The following is a 25311-nucleotide window of genomic DNA, read 5'->3' as shown; positions in this document are numbered from 1 at the left end:
TTTAGGCCTTATCCAACTGCAAGAGAGCCTCAATCTCTGCCAGAGTGCTAGCTTGTGAAATGGCTCCACGGAGTTTGGCTGCGCCAGATGTTCCACGGAGGTAGTGAGGAGCGAGTCCACGGAATTCACGAACTGCCACGTTTTCTCCTTTGAGGTTAATCAAGCGTTTCAAGTGTTCGTAGGCGATTTTCATCTTATCTTCAAAGGTCAAATCAGGTAGGATTTCTCCTGTTTCAAAGTAGTGGTTAATTTGATTGAAGAGGTAAGGATTTCCCATGGCAGCGCGGCCAATCATAACTGCGTCAGCCCCGACTTCTTCGATGCGTTGTTTGGCTTCTTGGACCGTACGGATATCACCGTTGGCGATGAAGGGAATCTTGGTCAGAGCTTGAGCGACCTTGTGAAGAGTCTCAAGGTCTGCGTGGCCTGTATACATTTGTTCACGAGTACGGCCATGCATGGCGAGGGCAGAAACACCTGCTGCTTCAGCAGCGAGGGCATTTTCTACTGCAAGAGACGGGTCAGCCCAGCCTGTACGCATTTTGACAGTAAGGGGGATATCAAGGACAGATTGGACCTTGTTGATGATAGAGTAAATCTTATCTGGATCCTTGAGCCACATAGCGCCAGCTTCGTTCTTCACGATTTTGTTAACTGGGCAGCCCATGTTGATATCCACGATATCGGTTTTGGTGTTTTCTTGGATGAATTCTGCTGCGCGTGCTAGGCTGTCTTCATCACTACCAAAAAGTTGGATAGAAACAGGGTTTTCGCCTTCATCGATATGAAGCATGTGCAGGGTTTTTTCGTTGTTGTATTGGATTCCCTTGTCAGAGACCATTTCCATGACAACGAGTCCAGCTCCGAGCTCTTTTGCGATAGTACGAAAGGCTGAGTTAGTCACACCAGCCATGGGTGCTAAAACGGTACGATTGGGAATCTCAACATTGCCAATCATAAAAGGTGTATTAAGATTTGTCACGAATGAGTTCCTCCAGGTCGTTTTCATCAAAGTTGTAAGTAGTTTGGCAGAATTGACAAGTGATTTCTGCCCCGTGATCTTCCTCTTTCATTTCCTGTAAGTCTGAGCTTGGAAGGCTGGCAAGAGCGTTCATAAAGCGTTCATGGCTACAGTCACATTGGAAACGGATTTCTTCTTCAGAAAGACGCTTGTAGGCCTCGTCACCGTAGATTGCTTTGAGGAGGGCTTCGATATGGTCGTCGCTCTCCAGAAGCGTCGAGATAGCTGGCATTTCTTGGATGCGTTTCTCAAAACGAGCAATCTCTTCTTCCTTGGCTCCTGGCAAAACTTGAACTAGGAAACCACCTGCGACCTTGACCTTGTCTTCCTCGTCCAAAAGGACATTGAGACCGACTGCTGAAGGGGTTTGTTGGCTCTCAGTCAGGTAAAAGGCAAGGTCTTCACCGATTTCCCCAGAGATGAGGGGAGTCATAGAGTTGTAAGGATTTCCAGTACCGTAGTCTGTGATAACGAGGAATTGACCATTTCCAACAAAAGGTCCAACTAGGACTTCACCAGTTGCAGTCTTTTTGATGTCAACACCAGGATTTTGAACGTAGCCTTTGACGTTCCCCTTGGTATCAGCAACGGTGATAATGGCTCCTAGAGAGCTAGATCCCAGTACCTTCACTGTTAGTTTGGTATTTCCTTTTTCATTGGCTGCGAGAATCTGGCTGGCGATAAGAGTTCGACCGAGCGCGACAGTTGAGCTGGCTTGGGTTTGATGTTTTTCTTGAGCAGTGCGGACGGTTTCTGTGCTATCAAGGACAAAAGCACGAAAGGCTCCGCTTTCTGATATAGTTTTAATAATTTTATCCATAGCTACTATTTTAGCATAAAAATGCCCAAAGGGGGAGCCGTGTGTTTGCTGATTTTCAGGATAATGGACTAGGAAATCAGCATGAAAATAAAAAGAGAAACAGATTATTTCAGCATTTGTAAGATTTATGCTATGCTTAAGGTAGAAAATGAAAGGGGTAACAAATGCATTTAGGAGATTTGATGGAAAAGGCAGAATCTGGCCAATTTTCAATCCTTTCCTTTCTATTACAAGAGTCTCAGACGACCGTCAAGGCTGTAATGGAGGAAACAGGATTTTCAAAAGCAACCCTAACTAAATATGTCACCCTGCTCAATGATAAGGCTTTGGACAGTGGTTTAGAGCTGAACATCTCCATAGAAGATGAAAATTTGCGTCTGTCAATTGGTGCAGCTACCAAGGGGAGAGATATCCGGAGCTTGTTTTTGGAGAATGCTGTTAAATACCAGATTTTGGTTTATCTTCTCTACCACCAACAGTTTTTAGCCCATCAGCTGGCTCAAGAATTAATGATTAGTGAGGCAACACTTGGTCGCCATTTGGCTGGTTTAAATCAGATTTTGTCAGAATTTGATTTATCCATCCAAAATGGACGTTGGCGAGGTCCAGAGCATCAGATTCGCTATTTCTATTTCTGTCTTTTCCGCAAGGTATGGTCTAGTCAGGAGTGGGAAGGTCACATGCAGAAAGCTGAGAGAAAGCAGGAGATTGCCACTCTAGAAGAAATCTGTGGTGCGAGTTTGTCTTCGGGGCAGAAATTGGACTTGGTTCTCTGGTCTCATATCAGTCAGCAACGTCTTCGGGTCAATGCCTGTCAGTTTCAAGTGATAGAAGAAAAAATGCGAGGGTATTTTGACAATATTTTCTACCTTCGCTTGTTGAGAAAGGCTCCGTCCTTTTTTGCTGGGCAACACCTTCCTCTTGGAACTGAGGATGGGGAGATGATGATTTTCTTCTCTTTCCTCCTATCTCATCGCATTCTTCCTCTTCATACTATGGAGTATGTCCTTGGTTTTGGAGGGCAGTTGGTAGATTTACTGACGCAATTGATTCAAGAAATGAAGAAGGAGGAGTTGCTGGGGGATTATACAGAGGACCATGTCACCTATGAACTCAGTCAACTTTGTGCACAAGTCTATCTCTATAAGGGTTATATCTTGCAGGACCGCTACAAGTACCAGTTAGAGAATCGTCATCCTTATTTGTTGATGGAACATAATTTTAAAGAGATAGCAGAGGAGATTTTTCATGCTCTACCTGCCTTTCAACAGGGGACGGATTTGGATAAGAAAATTCTCTGGGAATGGCTCCAGTTGATCGAATATATAGCTGAAAATGGTGGTCAGCATATGCGGATTGGTCTGGATTTGACATCTGGTTTTCTTGTCTTTTCAAGGATGGCAGCTATTTTAAAACGGTATTTGGAATACAATCGTTTTATCACCATTGAAGCCTATGACAGAACTCGGCATTATGATTTGCTGGTTACCAATAACCCGATTCATAAGAAGGAACAGACACCAGTTTATTATTTAAAAAATGACTTGGATATGGAAGATTTGGCAGGGATTCGTCAGTTATTATTCACTTAAAAGGCTTGGTTGTTCCAGGTCTTTTTTGTGAAATTCACACAATCTCCTCACATTTTTTAAAAAATTAAAAAAAGTTGATAAACAAGAAAGCGCTTTATTTTGTATACTAGTAAGTGTAAAGAGGAAACATCCTCAAGATCTTTATCAGGAGGACAGCACATGTCACAAGAAAAATACATCATGGCCATTGACCAGGGAACTACAAGTTCTCGTGCCATTATTTTCAACAAAAAAGGAGAAAAGGTCAGCTCGAGCCAAAAGGAGTTCACTCAGATTTTCCCTCAGGCAGGTTGGGTTGAGCACAATGCCAATGAAATTTGGAACTCAGTTCAGTCAGTTATTGCGGGTGCTTTCATCGAAAGTGGTGTCAAGCCAAATCAAATTGAGGCAATAGGAATCACTAACCAACGTGAAACAACTGTTGTCTGGGATAAGAAAACAGGACTTCCGATCTACAACGCTATCGTTTGGCAATCACGCCAGACAGCTCCTTTGGCTGAGCAACTAAAAAGCCAAGGTTATGTGGAAAAATTCCATGAAAAGACTGGTTTGATCATCGATGCTTACTTCTCTGCTACCAAGGTTCGTTGGATTTTGGATCATGTAGAAGGTGCTCAAGAGCGAGCAGAAAAAGGGGAATTGCTCTTTGGTACCATCGATACTTGGTTGGTTTGGAAATTGACTGACGGTGCGGCTCACGTGACGGACTACTCAAATGCAGCTCGTACCATGCTTTATAACATTAAAGAACTTAAATGGGATGATGAGATTTTGGAAATCCTCAACATTCCAAAGGCTATGTTGCCAGAAGTTCGTTCTAACTCTGAAATCTATGGTAAGACAGCTCCATTCCATTTCTACGGTGGAGAAGTGCCAATCTCAGGTATGGCTGGGGACCAACAAGCAGCCCTCTTTGGACAGTTGGCCTTTGAACCAGGTATGGTCAAGAATACTTATGGAACAGGTTCTTTCATCATCATGAATACTGGTGAAGAGATGCAGTTGTCTGAGAACAACCTATTAACAACCATTGGTTACGGAATCAATGGCAAGGTTTACTATGCCTTGGAAGGTTCAATCTTCATCGCAGGCAGCGCCATTCAGTGGCTTCGTGATGGACTTCGCATGGTTGAAAATTCACCAGAATCTGAAAAATATGCCCGTGATTCTCACAACAATGATGAAGTTTATGTCGTTCCAGCCTTTACAGGTCTAGGTGCTCCATACTGGAACCAAAACGCTCGCGGTTCTGTCTTTGGCTTAACTCGTGGAACAAGTAAAGAAGACTTTATCAAGGCGACTTTGCAATCTATTGCTTATCAAGTACGTGACATCATCGACACCATGCAAGTGGATGCTCAGACAGCTATCCAAGTCTTGAAAGTAGACGGTGGTGCAGCTATGAATAATTTCCTCATGCAGTTCCAAGCTGACATTTTGGGAATCGATATCGCACGCGCCAAAAACTTGGAAACAACAGCTCTGGGGGCAGCCTTCCTAGCAGGTTTGTCAGTAGGTTACTGGAAGGACTTGGATGAGTTGAAACTCTTGAACGAGACAGGAGAACTCTTTGAGCCATCTATGAACGAATCGCGCAAGGAACAACTCTACAAGGGCTGGAAGAAGGCTGTAAAAGCAACGCAAGTCTTTGCGGAAATCGATGACTAATACTGGAAGAATAAAGCGACTTAATTAGAAAGTGTGTAAATATGGAATTTTCAAAGAAAACACGTGAATTATCAATTAAAAAAATGCAGGAACGAACCCTGGACCTCTTGATTATTGGTGGAGGAATCACTGGTGCTGGTGTAGCTTTGCAGGCGGCAGCTAGTGGTCTTGAAACTGGTTTGATCGAAATGCAGGACTTCGCAGAAGGAACATCAAGTCGTTCAACAAAATTGGTTCACGGAGGTCTGCGTTACCTCAAACAATTTGACGTGGAAGTGGTGTCAGATACGGTTTCTGAACGTGCAGTAGTTCAACAAATCGCTCCACACATTCCAAAACCAGACCCAATGCTCTTGCCAGTTTACGATGAAGATGGAGCGACCTTTAGCCTCTTCCGTCTGAAAGTAGCCATGGACTTGTACGACCTTTTGGCAGGGGTTAACAATACGCCAGCAGCCAACAAGGTCTTGAGCAAGGAAGAAGTCTTGGAACGTCAACCAAACTTGAAGAAAGAAGGCTTGGTAGGAGGCGGGGTTTACCTTGACTTCCGTAACAACGATGCGCGTCTCGTGATTGAAAACATCAAACGTGCCAATCAAGATGGTGCCCTCATTGCCAACCATGTTAAGGCAGAAGGCTTCCTCTTTGACGAAAGTGGCAAGATTACTGGTGTTGTAGCTCGTGATTTGTTGACAGACCAAGTCTTTGAAATTAAGGCTCGTCTGGTTATCAACACAACAGGTCCTTGGAGTGATAAAGTACGTAACTTGTCTAATAAGGGAACACAATTCTCACAAATGCGTCCAACTAAGGGAGTTCACTTGGTAGTGGATTCAAGCAAAATCAAGGTTTCACAGCCAGTTTACTTTGATACAGGTTTGGGTGATGGCCGTATGGTCTTTGTTCTCCCACGTGAAAACAAGACTTACTTCGGTACAACCGATACAGACTACACAGGAGATTTAGAACATCCAAAAGTGACGCAGGAAGATGTAGATTATCTGCTTGGCATTGTCAACAACCGCTTCCCAGAAGCTAATATCACCATTGATGATATCGAAAGCAGCTGGGCAGGTCTTCGTCCATTGATCGCAGGCAATAGTGCTTCTGACTACAATGGCGGAAATAACGGAACCATTAGCGATGAGAGCTTCAATACTTTGATTGCGACTGTCGAAGCTTATCTATCGAAAGAAAAAACGCGTGAAGATGTTGAATCTGCTGTCAGCAAGCTTGAAAGCAGCACATCTGAGAAACATTTGGACCCATCCGCAGTTTCTCGTGGTTCTAGCTTGGACCGTGATGATAATGGTCTGCTGACCCTTGCTGGTGGTAAAATTACAGACTACCGTAAGATGGCTGAAGGAGCTATGGAGCGCGTGGTCGATATCCTCAAAGCAGAATTTGACCGTAGTTTTAAACTCATCAACTCTAAGACTTACCCTGTTTCAGGTGGAGAATTGAATCCAGCAAATGTGGACTCAGAAATCGAAGCCTTTGCGCAACTTGGAGTGTCACGTGGATTGGATAGCAAGGAAGCTCACTATCTAGCAAATCTTTACGGTTCAAATGCACCGAAGGTCTTTGCCCTTGCTCACAGCTTGGAACAAGCGCCAGGACTCAGCTTGGCAGACACCTTGTCCCTTCACTATGCAATGCGCAATGAGTTGGCTCTTAGCCCAGTTGACTTCCTCCTTCGTCGTACCAACCACATGCTCTTTATGCGTGATAGCTTGGACAGCATTGTAGAGCCAGTTCTAGATGAAATGGGACGTTTCTACGAATGGACAGAAGATGAAAAAGCAACTTACCGTGCTGATGTCGAAGCAGCTCTTGCTAACAACGATCTAGCGGAATTGAAAAATTAAGAAAAACTAGAAGAGAGGGAGACAAGCCTTCCTTGCCTTCCCTCTCCTTCTTTAAAATGGAGACAACGATATGATGAAAGAATTATTTGGAGAATTTTTGGGGACTTTAATCCTGATTCTTCTAGGAAATGGTGTTGTTGCAGGTGTGGTTCTTCCTAAAACCAAGAGCAACAATGCAGGTTGGATTGTGATTACTATGGGTTGGGGAATTGCTGTAGCCGTTGCGGCTTTTGTATCTGGCACGCTCAGCCCAGCCCACCTAAATCCAGCTGTAACGTTTGCGATGGCCTTAAAAGGAACGCTCTCTTGGGCTTCCGTTTTCCCATACATCCTAGCTCAGTTCGCAGGGGCTATGCTGGGTCAGATTTTGGTTTGGTTGCAATTCAAACCGCATTATGAGGCAGAAGAAAATGCAGGCAATATCCTGGCAACCTTCAGTACTGGACCAGCTATAAAAGATACTGTATCAAACTTGATTAGTGAAATCCTAGGAACTTTTGTATTGGTATTAACAATCTTTGCTTTGGGACTTTATGACCTTCAAGCAGGAATCGGAACCTTCGCAGTGGGAACTTTGATTGTCGGTATCGTTCTATCACTAGGTGGAACAACAGGTTGTGCCTTGAACCCAGCGCGTGACCTTGGACCTCGTATCATGCACAGTATCCTTCCAATTTCAAACAAGGGAGACGGAGACTGGTCTTATGCTTGGATTCCTGTTGTGGGACCTGTTATCGGTGCAGCCTTAGCCGTGCTTGTATTCTCACTTTTCTAATCTAGAAAACAATTATGTTGATAAAGCTTGAGATGAGTATCTCAGGCTTTTTTTCATTGAGTATAACTAATTAGTACTATCCAATCAACGATAATAATTCCTTCAAAAAATAGGAATAATAAAGGCAATAGTTTTTGCTTTTTTATGTGAAAAATCTCACTTTTGTTTTCTGCTATTTTATGCTAAAATATTAAAAATCAAATTTTAATTCCAAAGTTGGCAACTAAGATAGGAGAGCTATATGTCTAATTCATTTATCAAATTGTTAGTCTCTCAATTGTTTGCAAATTTAGCAGATATTTTCTTTAGAGTAACAATCATTGCTAACATATACATTATTTCAAAATCAGTAATTGCCACATCACTAGTTCCCATTTTAATAGGGATATCCTCTTTTGTTGCGAGTCTTTTAGTTCCTTTAGTTACTAAAAGGATAGCGCTAAATAGGGTTTTATCTTTATCCCAATTTGGAAAGACTATATTATTGGCGATACTGGTAGGAATGTTTACCGTAATGCAATCAGTAGCGCCTTTGGTGATCTATCTATTTGTTGTTGCAATTTCCATATTAGATGGTTTTGCAGCACCCGTTTCCTATGCTATTGTGGCGCGCTATGCGACCGATTTGGGCAAGGCTAACTCAGCCTTGTCAATGACTGGTGAAGCTGTTCAATTGGTAGGGTGGGGGTTGGGTGGACTCTTGTTTGCAACAATTGGTCTATTACCAACCACGTTTATAATTTTGATGTTGTATATAATTTCTAGCTTTCTGATGTTATTTCTTCCTAAGGCTGAAGTGGAGGTGCTAGAGTCAGAGACAAATCTTGAAATTTTGCTCAAAGGTTGGAAGTTAGTTGCTAGAGATCCTAGATTAAGACTTTTTGTATCAGCAAATTTATTTGAAATTTTCTCAAATACGATTTGGGTTTCGTCTATCATACTTGTCTTTGTAACTGAGTTATTAAATGAAACGGAAAGTTACTGGGGATATTCTAATACAGCATACTCTATTGGTATTATAATTAGTGGCTTAATTGCTTTTAGGCTATCTGAAAAGTTCCTTGCTGCTAAATGGGAAAGTATTCTTTTTCCGCTTGTAGCTATGGCAATAGTGACACTGACTATTCTATATTTTCCAAACGCACAGATGTTTTTATTATTTTCAGCTTTAGTTGGTATGTTATCGCAACTAAAAGAAGTTCCTGAAAGTGTGTTTCTTCAGGAAACAGTAGAGGAAAATAACTTGGTTAATGTCTATTCCGTTCTTGAAGTGATTTCGACATTAGCATTTTCAGTATTTGTTTTACTAATGAGCTATATTACTGAGAGTTTTGGTATTAGCATCAGTTTTTGGCTATCAGCCATTTGTCTGATGATAGAAGCTATTTTAATTTATATCAGACGAGATTATTTTAGGTGAGAGACTAGTTAAAAAGTCTTGAAAAATTAGAAAAGCGCATAGTATCGGGTGTTGAAAAAACTTGATATTGTGTGTCTTATTATAGGAAGATTTACTTCATTTTCTACTGAAATTGAGTTTTTGCCCAGCCTCACTCTATTTAAAATATACATAGAAAAACCGCATAATCCTTAAAATAAGCTGAAATCTGGTGAAAATGTACGGCAAACAATTGAAAAATTACCCTATAAAGTGGTACAATGGTAGAAAAATACTATAGTAAGAGTCCATCTTATTTAGCAAAAATTACAGAAATGAATGGTTTTTCTTGATGAAACAGAGAAAAGAATTGTACCTCTTTCTTGGTAGGACAGCCTTGTATTTTCTTATCTTTCTAGGGCTGCTTTACTTCTTTAGCTATCTTGGTCAGGGTCAAGGAAGCTTTATCTATAATGAATTTTAACTTGAAGGAGAATCCCTATTGTGTCAAATAAACCAATAGTAGATATGATTAAAACCATTGAGCATTTTGCTCAGACACAGCCTAGCTATCCTGTTTACAATATTTTGGGGCAGGAACATACTTATGGAGATTTGAAGGCTGATTCGGATAGTTTGGCTGCAGCCATTGACCAACTAGGCTTGCCTAAGAAGTCTCCTGTGGTCGTTTTTGGTGGCCAAGAGTATGAAATGTTGGCAACTTTTGTTGCTCTGACTAAGTCAGGCCATGCCTACATTCCCATTGATAGTCATTCAGCCTTGGAGCGAGTTTCGGCTATTTTAGAAGTAGCAGAGCCAAGCTTGATTATTGCTATCTCAGACTTTCCATTGGAACAGGTTTCTACGCCAATGATGACTCTAGCTCAGGTTCAAGAAGCCTTTGCTCAAGGGACTAGTTATGAGATTACGCATCCAGTCAAGGGTGATGATAACTACTACATTATCTTTACGTCTGGTACGACTGGTAAGCCTAAGGGAGTGCAGATTTCCCATGATAACCTCCTCAGCTTTACCAACTGGATGATTACGGACAAGGAATTTGCGACGCCAAGTCGTCCGCAAATGCTGGCTCAGCCACCTTATTCTTTTGATCTGTCTGTCATGTATTGGGCACCGACATTAGCACTGGGTGGTACGCTTTTTGCCCTTCCTTCAGCTATTACTCAGGACTTTAAGCAACTCTTTGCGACCATTTTTTCATTGCCAATCGCTATCTGGACTTCAACTCCTTCTTTTGCGGATATGGCTATGTTGTCAGAAGACTTTAATAGCGAGAAAATGCCTGGAATTACGCATTTCTACTTTGATGGTGAAGAATTGACGGTCAAAACGGCTCAAAGACTGCGCGAACGTTTCCCAAATGCCCGTATTATCAATGCCTACGGTCCAACAGAAGCTACAGTAGCCCTATCAGCTGTTGCTGTGACAGACGAGATGCTAGCGATTCTCAAACGCCTCCCAATCGGCTATACCAAGGCTGATTCTCCAACCTTTATTATTGATGAGGAAGGCAATAAACTGCCAAATGGGGAGCAGGGAGAAATCATTGTTTCTGGGCCAGCTGTGTCAAAAGGCTATATGAATAATCCTGAAAAAACAGCGGAAGCCTTCTTTGAGTTCGAAGGACTGCCAGCCTATCACACTGGCGATGTGGGAACTATGACAGATGAAGGCTTGCTTCTTTACGGCGGACGCATGGATTTCCAGATTAAGTTCAACGGTTACCGCATTGAGTTAGAAGATGTCTCTCAAAACCTTAATAAGTCTCGCTTTATCGAGTCTGCTGTCGCAGTACCGCGCTATAACAAGGACCATAAGGTACAAAATCTACTAGCCTATGTCATCTTAAAAGATGGTGTCCGCGAGCAGTTTGAACGTGATATTGATATTACCAAGGCCATCAAGGAAGACCTGACAGACATCATGATGTCTTATATGATGCCATCTAAATTCCTTTATCGAGACAGTTTGCCACTGACTCCAAATGGAAAAATTGATATCAAAGGATTGATTAACGAGGTGAATAGCAGATGATGGAGTTCTTTCAACAGCTTCCTCATTTAGAGCCATACGGCAATCCTCAGTATTTTGTCTATGTGATTGTTGCAACCTTGCCCATCTTTATCGGCCTCTTTTTCAAGAAACGCTTCGCCTGGTATGAAGTGTTGGTTAGTCTCTTCTTTATCGTCACCATGTTGGTAGGTGGGAAGACCAATCAATTGGCTGCCTTGGGTATTTACCTTTGCTGGCAAATATTGCTCCTGCTTTTCTACAAGCACTATCGAAAAAGTAAGGATGGCAAGTGGGTTTTCTACTTAGTCAGTTTTCTGTCCCTCCTTCCAATTATCTTTGTCAAGGTGCAACCTGCTATCAATGGAACGCAGTCTTTGCTGGGGTTCTTGGGAATTTCTTACCTGACCTTTCGTTCGGTTGGGATTATCATCGAGCTGAGAGATGGGGTGATTAAGGATTTTACCCTCTGGGAATTCCTCCGCTTTCTACTCTTCATGCCGACTTTTTCAAGTGGCCCAATCGATCGCTTTAAGCGGTTTAATGAAAATTATCAGACCATTCCTGAGCGGGATGAGTTGATGGATATGCTGGATGAATCTGTTCGCTATATCATGTGGGGCTTTCTCTACAAGTTTATCTTGGCCCATATTCTAGGAGAGACTTTGTTGCCTCCTCTGAAGAATCTAGCCCTGCAGTCAGGTGGTTTCTTTAATCCCTATGCTTTAGCGGTCATGTATACCTTTGGTCTGGAGCTCTTCTTTGACTTTGCAGGTTACTCTATGTTCGCCTTAGCCATCTCAAACTTGATGGGAATCCGTAGCCCCATCAACTTTAACAAACCCTTTTTATCAAGGGATTTAAAAGAGTTTTGGAATCGTTGGCATATGAGTCTTTCTTTCTGGTTCCGTGATTTTGTCTTTATGCGGATGGTGATGGTGTTGACCAGAAAGAAGGTCTTTAAGAATCGTAATGTAACCTCAAGCGTGGCCTACATTGTAAATATGCTGATTATGGGATTTTGGCACGGTGTGACCTGGTACTATATCGCCTATGGACTCTTTCATGGATTGGGCTTGGTCATCAATGACGCTTGGATTCGCAAGAAAAAAACGCTCAATAAGGAACGGAAAAAAGCAGGGAAACCTGCTCTACCTGAGAATCACTGGATTCGGTTGCTTGGCATGGTTGTCACCTTCCATGTCGTCATGCTGTCATTCTTGATCTTTTCTGGATTTTTGAATGATTTATGGTTTAAAAAATAAAAGGAAATAAAATATGGATATCAAATCAGAAGTTATCGAAATTATTGATGAGTTGTTTATGGAAGATGTTTCTGACATGATGGATGAAGATCTTTTTGATGCAGGTGTCTTGGATAGTATGGGAACGGTTGAGTTGATTGTGGAGATTGAAAACCGTTTTGACATTCGTGTCCCTGTAACAGAGTTTGGTCGCGATGACTGGAATACAGCCAATAAAATCATAGCTGGTATTGTGGAGCTACAAAATGCTTAAACGCTTATGGATGATCTTCGGACCGGTCTTGATAGCTGGTTTGTTGGTTTTTCTGCTCATTTTCTTTTATCCTACTGAGATGCGTCATAATCTAGGAGCTGAAAAGCGTTCAGCGGTGGCTACTACTATCGATAGTTTTAAGGAGCGAAGTCAAAAAGTCAGAGCACTATATGATCCAAATATGCGTTTTGTTCCCTTCTTTGGCTCTAGTGAATGGCTTCGTTTTGACGGTGCCCATCCTGCGGTATTGGCTGAGAAATACAACCGTTCTTATCGCCCCTATCTTTTAGGACAGAGGGGAGCTGCATCGCTCAACCAGTATTTTGGGATGCAACAGATGTTGCCACAGCTAGAGAATAAACAAGTTGTGTATGTTATCTCACCTCAGTGGTTCAGTAAAAATGGCTATGAGCCAGCAGCTTTTCAGCAGTATTTTAATGGAGACCAGTTGACCAGTTTTCTGGAACATCAATCTGGAGATCAGGCTAGTCAATATGCAGCGACTCGCTTACTACAGCAGTTTCCAAACGTAGCTATGAAGAATATGGTTCAGAAGTTGGCAAGTAAAGAAGAATTGTCGACGGCAGACAATGAAATGATTGAATTATTGGCTCGGTTTAATGAACGCCAAGCTTCCTTTTTTGGTCAGTTTTCAGTTAGAGGCTATGTCAATTATGATAAGCATGTAGTTAAGTATTTAAAGACCTTGCCAGACCAGTTTTCTTATCAAGCTATAGAAGATATTGTTAAAGCAGATGCTGAAAAGAATACTTCCAATAATGATCTGGGAATGGAAAATTATTTCTATAATACGCAGATTAAGAAGGATTTGAAGAAATTAAAGGACTCTCAGAAAAGCTTTACCTATCTCAAATCGCCAGAGTATAATGACTTGCAGTTGGTTTTAACACAGTTTTCTAAATCTAAGGTTAACCCGATTTTTATCATTCCACCTGTTAATAAAAAATGGATGGACTATGCTGGTTTACGAGAGGATATGTACCAACAAACGGTGCAGAAGATTCGCTACCAGTTAGAAAGTCAAGGTTTTACCAATATAGCAGATTTTTCTAAGGACGGTGGGGAAGCTTTCTTTATGAAGGATACCATTCACCTTGGTTGGTTAGGTTGGTTGGCATTTGATAAGGCCGTTGATCCTTTCCTATCCAATCCCACCCCAGCTCCGACGTACCATCTGAATGAGCGCTTTTTCAGTAAAGACTGGGCGACTTATGATGGAGATGTCAAGGAATTTCAATAGCTGAATGACGAAATAATCAATGATATAACTCTAAAGGTTAGATGATAAGTCTGATTTTTAGGGTTTTTCTTTTTACTAATAAAAATGTGTATTTATAGATATGAATGTTTAAAAAGAATGAACTTCATCTGGCTAGAGAACTCATATAGTGGTATAATTTAAGAAATATAATGAAAATAGCTTTAGTATGGATGCATTACAATATAGAGGGGAAAAGATGGATATAGATAGAACTATTTCAGTACGGATTCAAGGTTTGTTAGTTTTTGAAAGTCCTCTTCATCATGATGAACGTGGTTATTTTTTAGAGAATTGGCGAAAGAAAGATTTGCTTGCAAATGGGGTGCCAGAATCATTCTTTTATCATAAACTTCAAAACAATGTGTCTGTTTCAAAGCAGGGGGTTATCAGAGGGATGCATTGTCAGGGTTATGAAAAATTGATGACAGTAGCCTATGGGACTTTCAAAATGATTTTTATCGATCTACGAATAGATTCTCCAACTTACAAATCTGTAGATGTGATAGATGTCAAACCTGGTAGGGCTGTTTTTGTCCCTGGCGGAGTTGCTAATGGTGCACAGTCGTTAGTTAACAATGGGATATTGAATTACCTGGTTGTTGACTATTATGATCCACATAAAAACTATTTAGGTATTACACCATTAGACAAAGACGTTCATTTGTCGTGGGATTCTCTTTCAAAACCAATCATTTCTGAAAAAGACCAAGCTGCTAAATCTTTCAAAGAAGTTCTTGAAGTAATTGAATCAAGCAAGAAGAAAGTCGCCTTAATTGGCTCAACGGGTGCAGTTGGGAAAGTTTTATTTGATACATTAAGGAAGCAATCTGATATTGATTTAAGTTGTTTCAATAGAAATGATATTGAAGAAGCTTTGAAAGATTTTTATGATGTGGTCATTTGTACTGCACCGTCATCAGAAAAATTATTAACCAATTTAAGTTTGAAAAACGATGATGCGGAAATAGAGAAATTAGTAAATGTTCTAAAAAATATTCAGACAGGTCATATGATTTTAGTGTCCACTAAATCTGTATTTGATAGTGGCGTCAGATATAGCGCTATTCATCAAAAGATTTATAATAGCGTGATTGAAGCTCATAAAAATAGCAATACTATTTATATTATGGACACCTTATATGGGAAGACACTGAAAAAGGGCTTTATCAACGATTTGCTTTCTAGACAGTGGACTTATATTTCAAATGATATTGTTTTGGACAAGCCGGGGTTAGAAAAATATTATAAAAAAGTAACTGATCAGTTGTGGGTTTTACTAGAGCCTCTTCCAGATGAACTGTTGAGGGATTTAGAGCCGATTTCTGATATTTATCCTGATGAGATGTGCTATCAAGTAACAGCAATAAATGATTTGGCTCGTCATCTAGTATCGAATTTAAATAGGATTGATGGAGTGAAACTGGGTATCGATCAGTCTGAAATTTTTACAGGCAAACAAATAAAGAATTTATTAAAAAATCCTGACGCTTCTACTTTGGGACAATACTTTACAAAGCAAAAAGGAGATTCTAATCTTGAAAATTTATGAAAATAATAGAGGTTTTCAACTAGGAAATTTGCTCTATCTTCTACTACAAGCGCATAGAGATCGAATGATGGGCTATGAGGAAAGTTATGTCTTACGAACAGGATATTTTCAGTTTGCCCAAACCTTTTTTCCAAAAACCGCTGTCTTATTTTCAAAAGCAAATGGTACCGAATTAGAAGATTTTGGTTATTTTCAAGAGGCAGGTGTTGACTATTCTTCAGAAGAATTGGACTCTTTTTGTAGAGAGTATTTGATTGAACCAGTGGTAGCAGCTTCCGCTCTATTTGAAGAGAAAAATGTGACCATTGCCATTAGAAGAACGGATTTTCTCAATGAACGAAATAGAAAAAATTACGGTTATAATTCTCAGTTGTATATTGCTTCTTGTTTAGAGAAGATAGCAGCAATTGAAGGGGATAAATTTCAACAGTTAACCATCCGAATTACTTCAGACGATGTTGCCTGGTGTCATGAAGAATTGGTACCTTTTCTAAACTCTCAGTACCATTTTGAAAACCCGATTATAGTTGAGGAGCAGGATATTCAAGATAACTTTTTACAACTGTATAGCTGTAACAAGTACTTCATTTGTCCCAATTCGACTTATTGTTATTGGGTAGGCTATATTTTAAGACTTACAAAGCCTTTTGTAAAAGTGTTTGTTCCTGATTTTAATACTTTACTTGAACAAAATGGAAAACAAATTGCGGATACAAGAGAATGGGAAGTTGTAAGTGTTGACCGTACTGGCTTTGAGTGAAAAATATAAAAGGGAAAATAGATGAACTATAAAAATATCGTTGTGACTGGTGGAGCTGGTTTCATTGGTTCAAATTTTGTTCGATACCTAAAAGAGACTTATAAGGATATTCAGATTACGATTTTGGATAATTTGACTTACGCCTCTTCGATGAAAACAATCGAAGATTTATTGGATGATAGGGTATCGTTTTATAAACTGGATATCGCAAATGAGTTGGCATTAAGCAACTATATCGATGAAGGAGTTGATTTGATTGTTCATTTTGCAGCAGAATCTTTTAATGACAAGTCTTTGCACGATACGTCTGTTTTTGTGAAAAGTAATATTGTCGGGACGCACAATCTTTTAGAGTTAGCTAGGAAGTATGATATCCGTTTCCACCATATTTCAACAGATGAGGTTTATGGGGATTTCCCATTAGAAAGTAAGGATAAATTTACTGAAAAAACGCAGTACAATCCAAGTTCTCCCTATGCTGCTACAAAGGCTTCTGCTGATATATTAGTGAAAGCATGGGTTCGTTCTTTTGGGGTTAGGGCTACGATTTCCAACTGTTCAAACAACTATGGACCCTATCAAAATCCTGAGAAATTTATCCCAAGGCAAATCACCAATCTTTTAACTGGACAGCAGGCAGTTCTATATGGAGCAGGACTGAATATTCGTGATTGGATTCATGTCAAAGATCATTGTCGAGCTATTGACACCATTATTGATAAGGGCGTTATTGGTGAGACCTACTTGATTGGGGTAAATAATGAGCGAACGAATGTTGAAGTTTTACAGAAAATCTTGTTGCAGTTAGGAAAATCTCAGGAAGATTTCAAGTATATAGCAGATAGACCAGGGCACGACCTTCGTTATGGAATTGACGCAAGTAAGTTATATACTGAATTAGGTTTTACACCTCTCTACGTGGATTTTGATAAAGGCTTAAAAGAAGTTATCCATTGGTATCAAGACCATGAAGATTGGTGGCAAGAGATGATTGCACAAAAGCAAGATGCTAAGTAAGAGTTTGTAAGAATGTTATGAGGAGTTAAATTTGGAGAATATAATTTTTTGTTCATCTCCCTTCCAGGTTTTAGTTGCTAAAGAAGTTGTACAGACTGTTTCAGAAGACTTTATCGGGATTTATCTAAAGATGTCAAATGATACGAGACAGACTTTTTATGCTGAACGGATGGCAGAATTTTGTAAGGAAGTCCTTGTTTTAGAAGGAAAGACAGTCTTCAATGATATTCAGGAAGCCTTAAAAGACAGGGCCATCAGTAATCTCTATCTAGCAAGCTTAGACAATCCTGTAGCTCTTAGCGTCTTTAATCCAAGTACAATGAATTTGTATACTTTTGATGATGGTAGTACTTCCGTTGTACCTCTCAATCTCTATACACAAAATCTTGAGAGGGGCATTCCTTATACAAACTTTACCTTGAGAGAGGTTATGTCTTTGTCAAATAGACATTATACGGTATTTGAGGACTGTATCCTCTTCCCAAAAGAGAAGCAGGTTTTTCTAAAGCTTCATCTTGAACCAAGTCATTTTCATAGGGCTAAAAATGGCAAGAAAATAAGTGTTTTTCTGGGGCAATTTCTAGGCTCTCTCCTTTATCAGGAAGATTTGGAAATTACCCAAAAATTGACTGCTAAAATTTTAGATGAACAGAAGATTGATTATTACTATCCCCATCCAAGAGTGCCTTTGAATCCCTATCAAGATAAATTGAAAGAAACTAGATTTTGCTTTGAAGAAGAAATTTATCTTTTGCTAGAGGAGTATGAGTTCGTTGAGGTACATGGTTTTTACTCAACTTCGCTTTTATTGGTCAAAGATATAGAGGGTGTATCGGTTCAGGGGTATCGGACTTTTTTAACAACTCATGAATCAAATGTTTTTGCAAACCGAGGTGTGCCCTATCAAAATGTATCTCAATCGGACACACCTGTTGATATTGTCATGCCTGTCTATAATGGAGCTGAAACCATTAGTCAAACGATTGATTCTGTTTTAAATCAAACCCATCAAGCCTTTCGACTGTTAATTGTGGATGATGGTTCGACAGATAATACAGAGGAAGTATGTAAGCCATATCTAGTAGACGAGCGAATACAGTATATCAGGGAAGGTCATAAAGGGATTTCAGAAACGTTAAATCGTGGAGTTAGTTTGTCTCAAACGGCTTATGTAGCCAGACAAGATGCAGATGATGTATGGATGCCTTGGCACTTAGATCTTCTCTTGCAGGAGTTAGAGAAAAATCCTCAACTCGACCTTATCGGGGCTAGAGTTGTCGCAGAAGAAGATGCTATAACAGATAAAATTAAACGGAATCAATCTCATCATTTATCAGGAGAAAAATTGTGGTTAGAGCTTGCTTATCAAAATGTCTTTAACCATTCAACCGTCATTTTTAAACGCTCTGCCTATGATGAAGCAGGAGGCTATGATGCTAAGTGTGATGGGTTTGAAGATTGGCATTTGTGGTCTCGTATGGTTACCAAGGATAATGCCCTGGTTTTAAATGTCACAACGACCTACTATCGCTTATCAGAACGTCATAAACGAGGGATGGCTTTCCGTGCAAGACTAGCAAGAAGTCGTGGATTAAGATTGGAAGATGTATTGGACTAAACTATGGTGAAAGTATTTACAATAAAGGAAGGCGTTCCTATAAGCACTTATGGCTTTGAAAGAAGCCAATTGGCACGTCAAGAAATTTTTAAAAGTCTGCAAGTAGAGCAAGAAATTGTTTTAACAAATCTGGATAATTTTGTACCGAATTTTGTAGAAACATTGGAAAAACTTGGTTTTGAAAACTTCTATCATGTTATTTTTGATCAATCAGATTTGGCTAGACAAAAGCCGAGTGTAGAGAAAGCATTTATTCAGGGACTAGTTAATGTCAGTGAAGTCGAGTACACAAAAGAGGGATATGTAGGACTCGTTCATTATCAAAATGGAGATGTAGAATGTTATACCTCTCAATTACTGTATCGATTCCAATATCAAGAAAATCTTTTTACTCTTTATGATAGTAAAGGGGAGTTGCTAAAAGGTGATGTGAGTGAAAATTACCATTCTTACCAAAACCTAAGAAGTGGGGAAACCTATACTCAATGGCAGTTAGTTAGTCTCTATCTAGCCAACAATTCTACAGTGGAAGATTGCTTTATCATTGATATGGTCAATGAATATCCTCTTCAATTGAGGAAGTTTTTCCAAAATACCGGAAGAAAGCTATTTGCTTATACCCATTACAATATCCTAGATCCCATGATGAAGTTTATCTTACAAGGGTGGTGCCAAAATATCGTTGCAAGCCCCGTTTTGGAGCAGCTGATAGGGAAAGAAAAGGTTCGCTTTTTACCTCCAATGTTTGTGGATGGAGTTTTGGAAAAAGAATATACAAGAGTCACCGATTGGTGTATCGTTGGCAATATGACGATGATCAAACGGTGTGCCTGGGCGATTGAGGCCTTTCGACAAGTGCCAGATAGTCAGTTGACGATTTATGGCAATTTGCCAGATGGTTATAGCCAGAAAGACTTGCCGTCAAATGTCCATTATGCAGGTTTTCTAGAAGAGGTTCCTTATGAGAAGCATCAAGGCTATCTCTCCTGTTCTATGAGTGAATGCTTTGCCAATTCGGCTGTAGAAGCATCTGCCAAGGGTTTGATCTGTCTCTTGTCTGATACAGATTTAGCTCATAGGTACTATAAGAGCCAATCCAAAGGTGTCACAACATTTGGTGACATCGGGGAGTTAATCTTGTGGCTCAATGCTTATCAAAAAGAAGGTCGTTACGCGTCAGCAACATTCTCTAAAGACTATCAAAAAGAAGAAATAATTGATATGTATAAGTATCTATTATTGTTAGAAGTATGATATAATTGAAAGCGTAAAACAGCCTTAGTTTTATAGTCCTTATCGCAAATTTTATAGATTCAAAATATAAAAAACAATGAAATTTTAGGAAGCTGGTGTGTTATGTTTCATACTGATAGACAGGAGAAATTTTCTCTTCGTAAGTACAAAGATGGTCGAACTGATTCTAAATTAATCGGGGCAACGATTTTGGCAACAGGTGTAGCTTTAGCAGTTGGTGCAAGCCCAGTAGCTGCCAATGTTACTTCTAATGGTACAGATACAGCAACGATGGTGACTGATACATCGAAAGTAGCTTCGACAGCTGCAACAACTTTTACGGACGATAAAGATGCAACAAAAACTGTAAAAGTTGATGCAGTATTAGAAAAAGGAACTGCTGAACCGACAAAAGCCAACAGCAATACAGGTGATGCTGATGGAACTGATACATTAAATGTTAAATCAGAAGCAACTGTAAATTACAAGCTTGATTCTGATAAGTCGTTATTAAAATCAGAAACAGTAGAAGCGGGAACAGGTACAGTTAAGACTCCTTATGACAAAAAAGGTCTTGCTTACGATACAGATGGTAAAGATTACCGTGAATCAACTGTGACTCAACCAGGAGCAGTTGTTTCAAAGGATACTGGTAAAAAAGATACAGTTGAAGCAAATGGTAAAGTTTATGAGTATGCTGGAAAATCTGAAGTAGAAGGTGCTGATAAACTTACTTATGATAAAACACGTTTTAACAATATCGAAGCAGCAGTCTCTCCAGAAGGAATGCATAACAAACTAGGTGAGATTGACTATACCAAAACAAAAGGCAAAGTCTACTTAGTTGAAGAAACAGCTGATGGTCAATACGGTAAGTATGTTGTAGCAGATGGCGGTGTATCTAGTGATGAAGATGCAGTAACAAAATGGAATGACGGTCAAGCGGACGCTAAAGAGTTTACGAAAGAAAACGTAACTCTTCAAGAAGGTGATACAGTTCTTGTTCTTGATAAAGATACCTATGCGGTAGGTCAAGGGAAGGCTGTAAAGAAAATAACAAAAGGAACAATCACTTTCTCAGTAGAAAGTAGAATAGAAGTAGAAAAGAAAGACAGAGACTATTTCTCAACTTACATTACAGACGATTATACTTTTGACAGATCAAATAATAATATTGTACGGAATAATTATTTTCTACCAGGTGCAGATGGAATTTATGGGACTGCTGATGACGTAGAAAAAACACCTAGCGAAGATCCTACTTATGCATTATTAGGTTTTGGAAGTGGGTATGCTGGGTCTGAAGTAAAAAACTTAGCAACAGGTGATGAATATAGTTATGATTATAGACTAAATAAATCTCAATCATCATTAAAAGATATTTTAAAAAATTATGCTGTTGCCAATTATAAAGCTTTAGAATTCTTAGAAGGAAAAGCGACAGATGCAACTGAAAGAGAGAAAGTGCAAGCAGCTAAAGCACGCTTAGATGCACATTTAAAAACTCTAGAAGATGATATCCAATCTGGGAAATTGGAACTAGGATTGATAAAAACTGGGAACCATGCAGGGAAATTCGTAATGCATGCTCCTATAGACCTTAATACTGGATATATCTCAGATGCTTCTATTGATAAATTCAAAAATATTTTAGCAGGTTTTCCAAAAATTATTGGAGAAGTATCGGTTACTGCAAATGAACCTACAGATACTACAGAATTGGACAATGGTAAATATAGAGAAATCCACACGACTACAGTATATAAATATACTCCAGATGATTACAGTCCGCATGCTTATATTGATGTAGTGACAACTAAGAATATTAAAGAATATGATGCGTATGACAGCAAACCGGATTTCTTCATTGATTTAACGATAGATGAACCAGATAAGGTAGAAGAAGTAACAACTTTAGTTAACAAAGGGAAGGTTGAAATTGCTGCTGATGGAACAGTAACAGTCACAGGTGATACTAAAGAAACTGACGAAAAATATATTCCAACAACGACGGTTGGCAATAAATATATTGTTACTGGTGATACAGGGGAAAGAACTCGTACAAGAACAACTGAATCAGCGACATTCACTAAAAAAGAAATCATCACACCAATCCGTGCTTACAAAGTAATGGGTGAGGAAAAACCAGTTGTCACTCACTATTACAACTTAAAAATCACAAAAGAAGAAGCAGGAACTGCAACAGCTACTAAACAAGGTAGCGTCGTTATCAAGTACGTCACAACTGATGGAAAACAATTAAAATCAGAAACTGATAAAGATAATGTTACATTAGAAACAAAAACTATCGTAAGCTTATATTCAGGTGAAACAAAAGTTGACGAACGCACTGATGTTAAAACAGTAGAACAAAACTATGACACGACACCAAAACAATATCCAACCTTAGTGGATGCTGATACTGGATTTACATACGAGTATGTAGGTCTAAAACAAGGTTCTCCAGCTGCTAGCGGTAAAGTCGTAGAAGGAACAACAGAGGTTGTTTACGAATATCGTCTAGTAAGTGAAGAAGAGAAAACTCCGTCTAAATCAGAAGTTACAAAAACAGGTTCTGTTGATGTGAAACACGTTGTGATCAACGAAGATGGAACGTTAAAAACATTAAAAGAAACAGAAGTAGTGAAAGATAAAGTGCCAGTTGAGTATGAAGATACTTATGTAACTTACTCAAAAGGTGTAAAAGTATCTGAACGTAAAGAAAAACGTACAGTTACAGAAAAATACGACACTACTGATAAACAATACCCAACGCTAAAAGATGAAGCTACAGGTTTAGTTTATAAATATGTAGGGCAAACATCTGACTCAGCTCCAGTAACTGGTGACGTTACTGAAGGTGAAAAACACGTTATCTACAGCTATGTGTTAGATAAAAAAGAAGATGCAACTCCGACAGTAACTGAAGCTAAAGGTTCAGTAGTTGTTAAGTACGTTGACGCTGATGGTAATGAAATCAAAGACGCAGAAAATGTAGTGACAGATGCAGTTGTCAAAACAACGAAAACATACGCTACTAAGTCAGGAGAGGTTGTACTGTCGACTCGTGATGAAGTAACAGAAAATGATGTGAACTACAATGCTGCTGAGAAGAAAGTTGATACTATTTCTAAAGATGGTAAGAAATATGTCTTCCGTGGAGTGTATGAAGTTTCTGATAAATACAACAACGTATTAGAAGAAACAGGTAAGGTGAAAGAAGGAGTTACAACAGTTGTATACCAATACGATTATGTTATTCCAGTAGATCCAACTAAGCCTAATGAAGGTGATCAAAATCCTCCAAAACCAGAGGATAAGATTCCTAATGACCCACAAAACCGTTCATACAAAGACTTAGGTCTCTTAAAAGAAGTCAAACGTGATATCACTTATGTTTACGAAAATGGACCAAAAGCAGGCCAAGAAGCTAGTGCACCTGTTAATCAAAATGCACGCTTCACAAGAACTGCAGAGATCAACAGTAGAACTGGTGAAGTGGTCTACACAAGTGAGTGGACTAAAGAACAAAAACTTGCAGAAGTAGTATCGCCAAAAATCGATAAATATGCAGTTGATAAAGAAAAAGTAGCTGAATTAGCAGTAACGCACGAATCTGAAGACAGTAGCGAAATTGTTAAATACCGTGAAAATTCTGAAATTATCGAACATGATGCAGCAAAAGACAAAAAAGGTTCTGTAGTTGTTAAGTATGTAGACGCTCAAGGAAATGAAATCAGTGAAGCGGTAACTGTTAAAGATAATGCAGTAGTAGAAAAAGCTACGACAAAAGTCTATGCAAATCGTGAAGAAACAACATATACACCAACAAATGAAGAATACAGCACTGTAGCGAACCGTAAAGACGTTATCGAAGTTAATGGTAAGAAATATAAATACAGTGGTATTTACGCAGTTTCTGATAAATACAATAATGTATTAGAAGAAACAGGTAAGGTAAAAGTAGGAACTACGACAGTTGTATACCAATATGACTACATTATTCCAGTAGATCCAACGAAGCCTAACGATGGTAATCAAAATCCTCCAAAACCAGAGGATAAGATTCCTAATGATCCAAAAGGTCGCACCTACAAAGATTTAGGTTTACTAACAGAAGTGAAACGTGATATCACTTATGTTTATGAAAATGGACCAAAAGAAGGACAAGAAGCAAGTGCACCAGTGAACCAAAGTGCTCGTTTCACAAGAACTGCCGAAATCAACAGTAGAACTGGTGAAGTGACGTATACAACTGATTGGACTCCAGAACAAAAACTTGTTGAAGTAGTGTCACCAGAAATCAAAGATTACACTGTGGATAAAGCTAAGGTAGATGAATTAACTGTAACACATGAATCAAAAGATTCAGCAGTTGTTGTTAAGTATTCTCAGAATAAACCAAACAGTGTACGTGATTACGCAAAAGATAAAAAAGGAACAGTTATCGTTAAATTCGTAGATATTAATGAAAACTTCCTTGCGGATGATGTAGTAGCTAAGAACAATGTAATTGTAGCTGAAGCGACAACTACAATTATTGACGGCAAAGAAGAAACTACATATAAAGCTACCGGAGAAGAGTATGCTGTGACAGCTCCTGAGACTATCGAGGTAGATGGAGTAACATTCAAACTTAAACGTGTTTTTCCAGCTGGTGATAAATTCAAAAATACTGTAGAGGAAAAAGGTTTAGTTAAAGAAGGAGTAACTACAATTGTTTACCAATATGTAATGCAAATTGATGCTCCAAAAGTTGAAGTGCCAGAATTTGAAGGTGGAGTAGTTCCGTTAGATCCGCCAACTGTGGAGATTCCAGAGCTGAAGATTCCTGAAGAACCAAAACCACAGCCAGAGCCAAATCCAATTCCGACTCCAACTCCAGCTCCTGCACCTACACCACAACCAGCTCCAACACCTCAACGAAACGAGACTCCAAAACCACCTGTACCTGTGGCGGAAGATTCGGGAACACCGGAAGTTCCAAACAGACCAGTACCTTCAAATTACAATCCGGATGGGAACACTTATCCAGCTCCATCAACTGAGGTAACTCAATTGCCAAATACTGGTACGGAATCGAACGCAGCCTTGGCAGCATTCGGATTTGTTGGAATTTTGAGTGGTCTAAGTATCGTTCTTCGTAAGAAGGATAATGAGTAAAATTTGTTCAAAATTTTA

The 25311-nt window shown here is 39.4% G+C and carries 18 protein-coding genes; 16 read left to right on the top strand and 2 right to left on the bottom strand.

Translation table 11 applies throughout. The features are described 5' to 3' along the window. Position 1 precedes the first annotated feature (1 nt). On the bottom strand, positions 2-982 hold the full coding sequence (gene dusB / locus ACERDH_RS07145) for a tRNA dihydrouridine synthase DusB (protein ID WP_000183308.1): 981 nt from the start codon (positions 980-982) through the stop codon (positions 2-4). Then, positions 969-1841, bottom strand: a complete 873-nt coding sequence (gene hslO, locus ACERDH_RS07140) for an Hsp33 family molecular chaperone HslO (RefSeq protein WP_031227923.1) — start codon at positions 1839-1841, stop codon at positions 969-971. Before hslO ends, dusB begins: the two co-directional genes overlap by 14 nt. A gap of 164 nt (positions 1842-2005) precedes the next feature. Between hslO and ACERDH_RS07135 the strand changes: the two genes are divergently transcribed. The 16 genes from ACERDH_RS07135 (at position 2006) to ACERDH_RS07060 (ending at position 25293) form a co-directional block, all read left to right on the top strand. Beyond that, on the top strand, positions 2006-3433 hold the full coding sequence (locus ACERDH_RS07135) for an AcpB/EbpR/MafR family transcriptional regulator (RefSeq protein WP_386685554.1): 1428 nt from the start codon (positions 2006-2008) through the stop codon (positions 3431-3433). Positions 3434-3592: 159 nt separating this feature from the next. Further along, entirely contained in the window at positions 3593-5101 is a 1509-nt protein-coding gene (glpK, locus tag ACERDH_RS07130; protein WP_020902154.1) for a glycerol kinase GlpK, read from the top strand. 41 nt (positions 5102-5142) lie between these two features. Beyond that, positions 5143-6969: a type 1 glycerol-3-phosphate oxidase gene (gene glpO, locus ACERDH_RS07125; RefSeq protein WP_218493586.1), complete on the top strand. Its 1827-nt coding sequence runs from the start codon at positions 5143-5145 to the stop codon at positions 6967-6969. A gap of 70 nt (positions 6970-7039) precedes the next feature. Further along, a complete protein-coding gene (locus tag ACERDH_RS07120) occupies positions 7040-7744 on the top strand; it encodes an MIP/aquaporin family protein (RefSeq protein WP_020902151.1) in 705 nt (234 codons plus the stop codon). A gap of 241 nt (positions 7745-7985) precedes the next feature. Then, entirely contained in the window at positions 7986-9164 is a 1179-nt protein-coding gene (locus tag ACERDH_RS07115) for a ryptide export MFS transporter (RefSeq protein WP_386685551.1), read from the top strand. 310 nt (positions 9165-9474) lie between these two features. Next, the gene (locus ACERDH_RS07110) at positions 9475-9606 is read left to right on the top strand and encodes a teichoic acid D-Ala incorporation-associated protein DltX (protein WP_000813667.1); all 132 of its coding nucleotides are present in this window, start codon (positions 9475-9477) and stop codon (positions 9604-9606) included. Positions 9607-9626: 20 nt separating this feature from the next. Then, positions 9627-11177 carry a D-alanine--poly(phosphoribitol) ligase subunit DltA gene (dltA, locus tag ACERDH_RS07105; protein ID WP_386685548.1) on the top strand — a complete coding sequence of 517 codons (1551 nt, stop codon included), beginning with the start codon at positions 9627-9629 and terminating at the stop codon, positions 11175-11177. Beyond that, a complete protein-coding gene (dltB, locus tag ACERDH_RS07100) occupies positions 11174-12418 on the top strand; it encodes a D-alanyl-lipoteichoic acid biosynthesis protein DltB (protein ID WP_386685547.1) in 1245 nt (414 codons plus the stop codon). Before dltA ends, dltB begins: the two co-directional genes overlap by 4 nt. A gap of 13 nt (positions 12419-12431) precedes the next feature. Beyond that, positions 12432-12671 (top strand): D-alanine--poly(phosphoribitol) ligase subunit DltC, encoded by a 240-nt coding sequence (gene dltC, locus ACERDH_RS07095; RefSeq protein ID WP_000351967.1) that lies wholly within the window; start codon positions 12432-12434, stop codon positions 12669-12671. After that, positions 12664-13932, top strand: coding sequence for a D-alanyl-lipoteichoic acid biosynthesis protein DltD (gene dltD / locus ACERDH_RS07090; protein ID WP_386685494.1), 1269 nt, complete (start codon positions 12664-12666; stop codon positions 13930-13932). Before dltC ends, dltD begins: the two co-directional genes overlap by 8 nt. Positions 13933-14119: 187 nt before the next feature. Continuing rightward, positions 14120-15502 (top strand): dTDP-4-dehydrorhamnose 3,5-epimerase family protein, encoded by a 1383-nt coding sequence (locus ACERDH_RS07085; RefSeq protein ID WP_386685492.1) that lies wholly within the window; start codon positions 14120-14122, stop codon positions 15500-15502. Continuing rightward, entirely contained in the window at positions 15489-16262 is a 774-nt protein-coding gene (locus ACERDH_RS07080) for an alpha-1,2-fucosyltransferase (protein WP_386685490.1), read from the top strand. Before ACERDH_RS07085 ends, ACERDH_RS07080 begins: the two co-directional genes overlap by 14 nt. Positions 16263-16283: 21 nt before the next feature. Then, positions 16284-17279 carry a dTDP-glucose 4,6-dehydratase gene (gene rfbB / locus ACERDH_RS07075; RefSeq protein ID WP_386685488.1) on the top strand — a complete coding sequence of 332 codons (996 nt, stop codon included), beginning with the start codon at positions 16284-16286 and terminating at the stop codon, positions 17277-17279. A 31-nt stretch (positions 17280-17310) separates the two neighbouring features. Continuing rightward, the gene (locus ACERDH_RS07070; RefSeq protein WP_020902641.1) at positions 17311-18897 is read left to right on the top strand and encodes a glycosyltransferase family 52; all 1587 of its coding nucleotides are present in this window, start codon (positions 17311-17313) and stop codon (positions 18895-18897) included. Positions 18898-18900: 3 nt separating this feature from the next. Continuing rightward, positions 18901-20151: a glycosyltransferase family 4 protein gene (locus ACERDH_RS07065; RefSeq protein WP_386685485.1), complete on the top strand. Its 1251-nt coding sequence runs from the start codon at positions 18901-18903 to the stop codon at positions 20149-20151. A gap of 102 nt (positions 20152-20253) precedes the next feature. After that, positions 20254-25293 carry an SIALI-17 repeat-containing surface protein gene (locus ACERDH_RS07060; protein WP_386685484.1) on the top strand — a complete coding sequence of 1680 codons (5040 nt, stop codon included), beginning with the start codon at positions 20254-20256 and terminating at the stop codon, positions 25291-25293. Positions 25294-25311: the final 18 nt, after the last annotated feature.

Origin of the sequence: Streptococcus bovismuti, from assembly GCF_042436615.2 — a bacterium.
GTDB lineage: Bacteria > Bacillota > Bacilli > Lactobacillales > Streptococcaceae > Streptococcus.
The sequence above is the reverse complement of the archived record's forward strand: the minus strand, read 5'-3'. Positions and strand labels throughout refer to the sequence as shown.

Coding starts and splice junctions, on each gene's coding strand:
- ACERDH_RS07060 (WP_386685484.1), top strand. CDS start 20,254: ATGTTTCATACTGATAGACAGGAGAAATTTTCTCTTCGTAAGTACAAA.
- ACERDH_RS07120 (WP_020902151.1), top strand. CDS start 7,040: ATGATGAAAGAATTATTTGGAGAATTTTTGGGGACTTTAATCCTGATT.
- glpK (WP_020902154.1), top strand. CDS start 3,593: ATGTCACAAGAAAAATACATCATGGCCATTGACCAGGGAACTACAAGT.
- dltC (WP_000351967.1), top strand. CDS start 12,432: ATGGATATCAAATCAGAAGTTATCGAAATTATTGATGAGTTGTTTATG.
- dltB (WP_386685547.1), top strand. CDS start 11,174: ATGATGGAGTTCTTTCAACAGCTTCCTCATTTAGAGCCATACGGCAAT.
- glpO (WP_218493586.1), top strand. CDS start 5,143: ATGGAATTTTCAAAGAAAACACGTGAATTATCAATTAAAAAAATGCAG.
- ACERDH_RS07065 (WP_386685485.1), top strand. CDS start 18,901: ATGGTGAAAGTATTTACAATAAAGGAAGGCGTTCCTATAAGCACTTAT.
- ACERDH_RS07115 (WP_386685551.1), top strand. CDS start 7,986: ATGTCTAATTCATTTATCAAATTGTTAGTCTCTCAATTGTTTGCAAAT.
- ACERDH_RS07110 (WP_000813667.1), top strand. CDS start 9,475: ATGAAACAGAGAAAAGAATTGTACCTCTTTCTTGGTAGGACAGCCTTG.
- ACERDH_RS07085 (WP_386685492.1), top strand. CDS start 14,120: ATGGATGCATTACAATATAGAGGGGAAAAGATGGATATAGATAGAACT.
- hslO (WP_031227923.1), bottom strand. CDS start 1,841: ATGGATAAAATTATTAAAACTATATCAGAAAGCGGAGCCTTTCGTGCT.
- rfbB (WP_386685488.1), top strand. CDS start 16,284: ATGAACTATAAAAATATCGTTGTGACTGGTGGAGCTGGTTTCATTGGT.
- ACERDH_RS07135 (WP_386685554.1), top strand. CDS start 2,006: ATGCATTTAGGAGATTTGATGGAAAAGGCAGAATCTGGCCAATTTTCA.
- dltD (WP_386685494.1), top strand. CDS start 12,664: ATGCTTAAACGCTTATGGATGATCTTCGGACCGGTCTTGATAGCTGGT.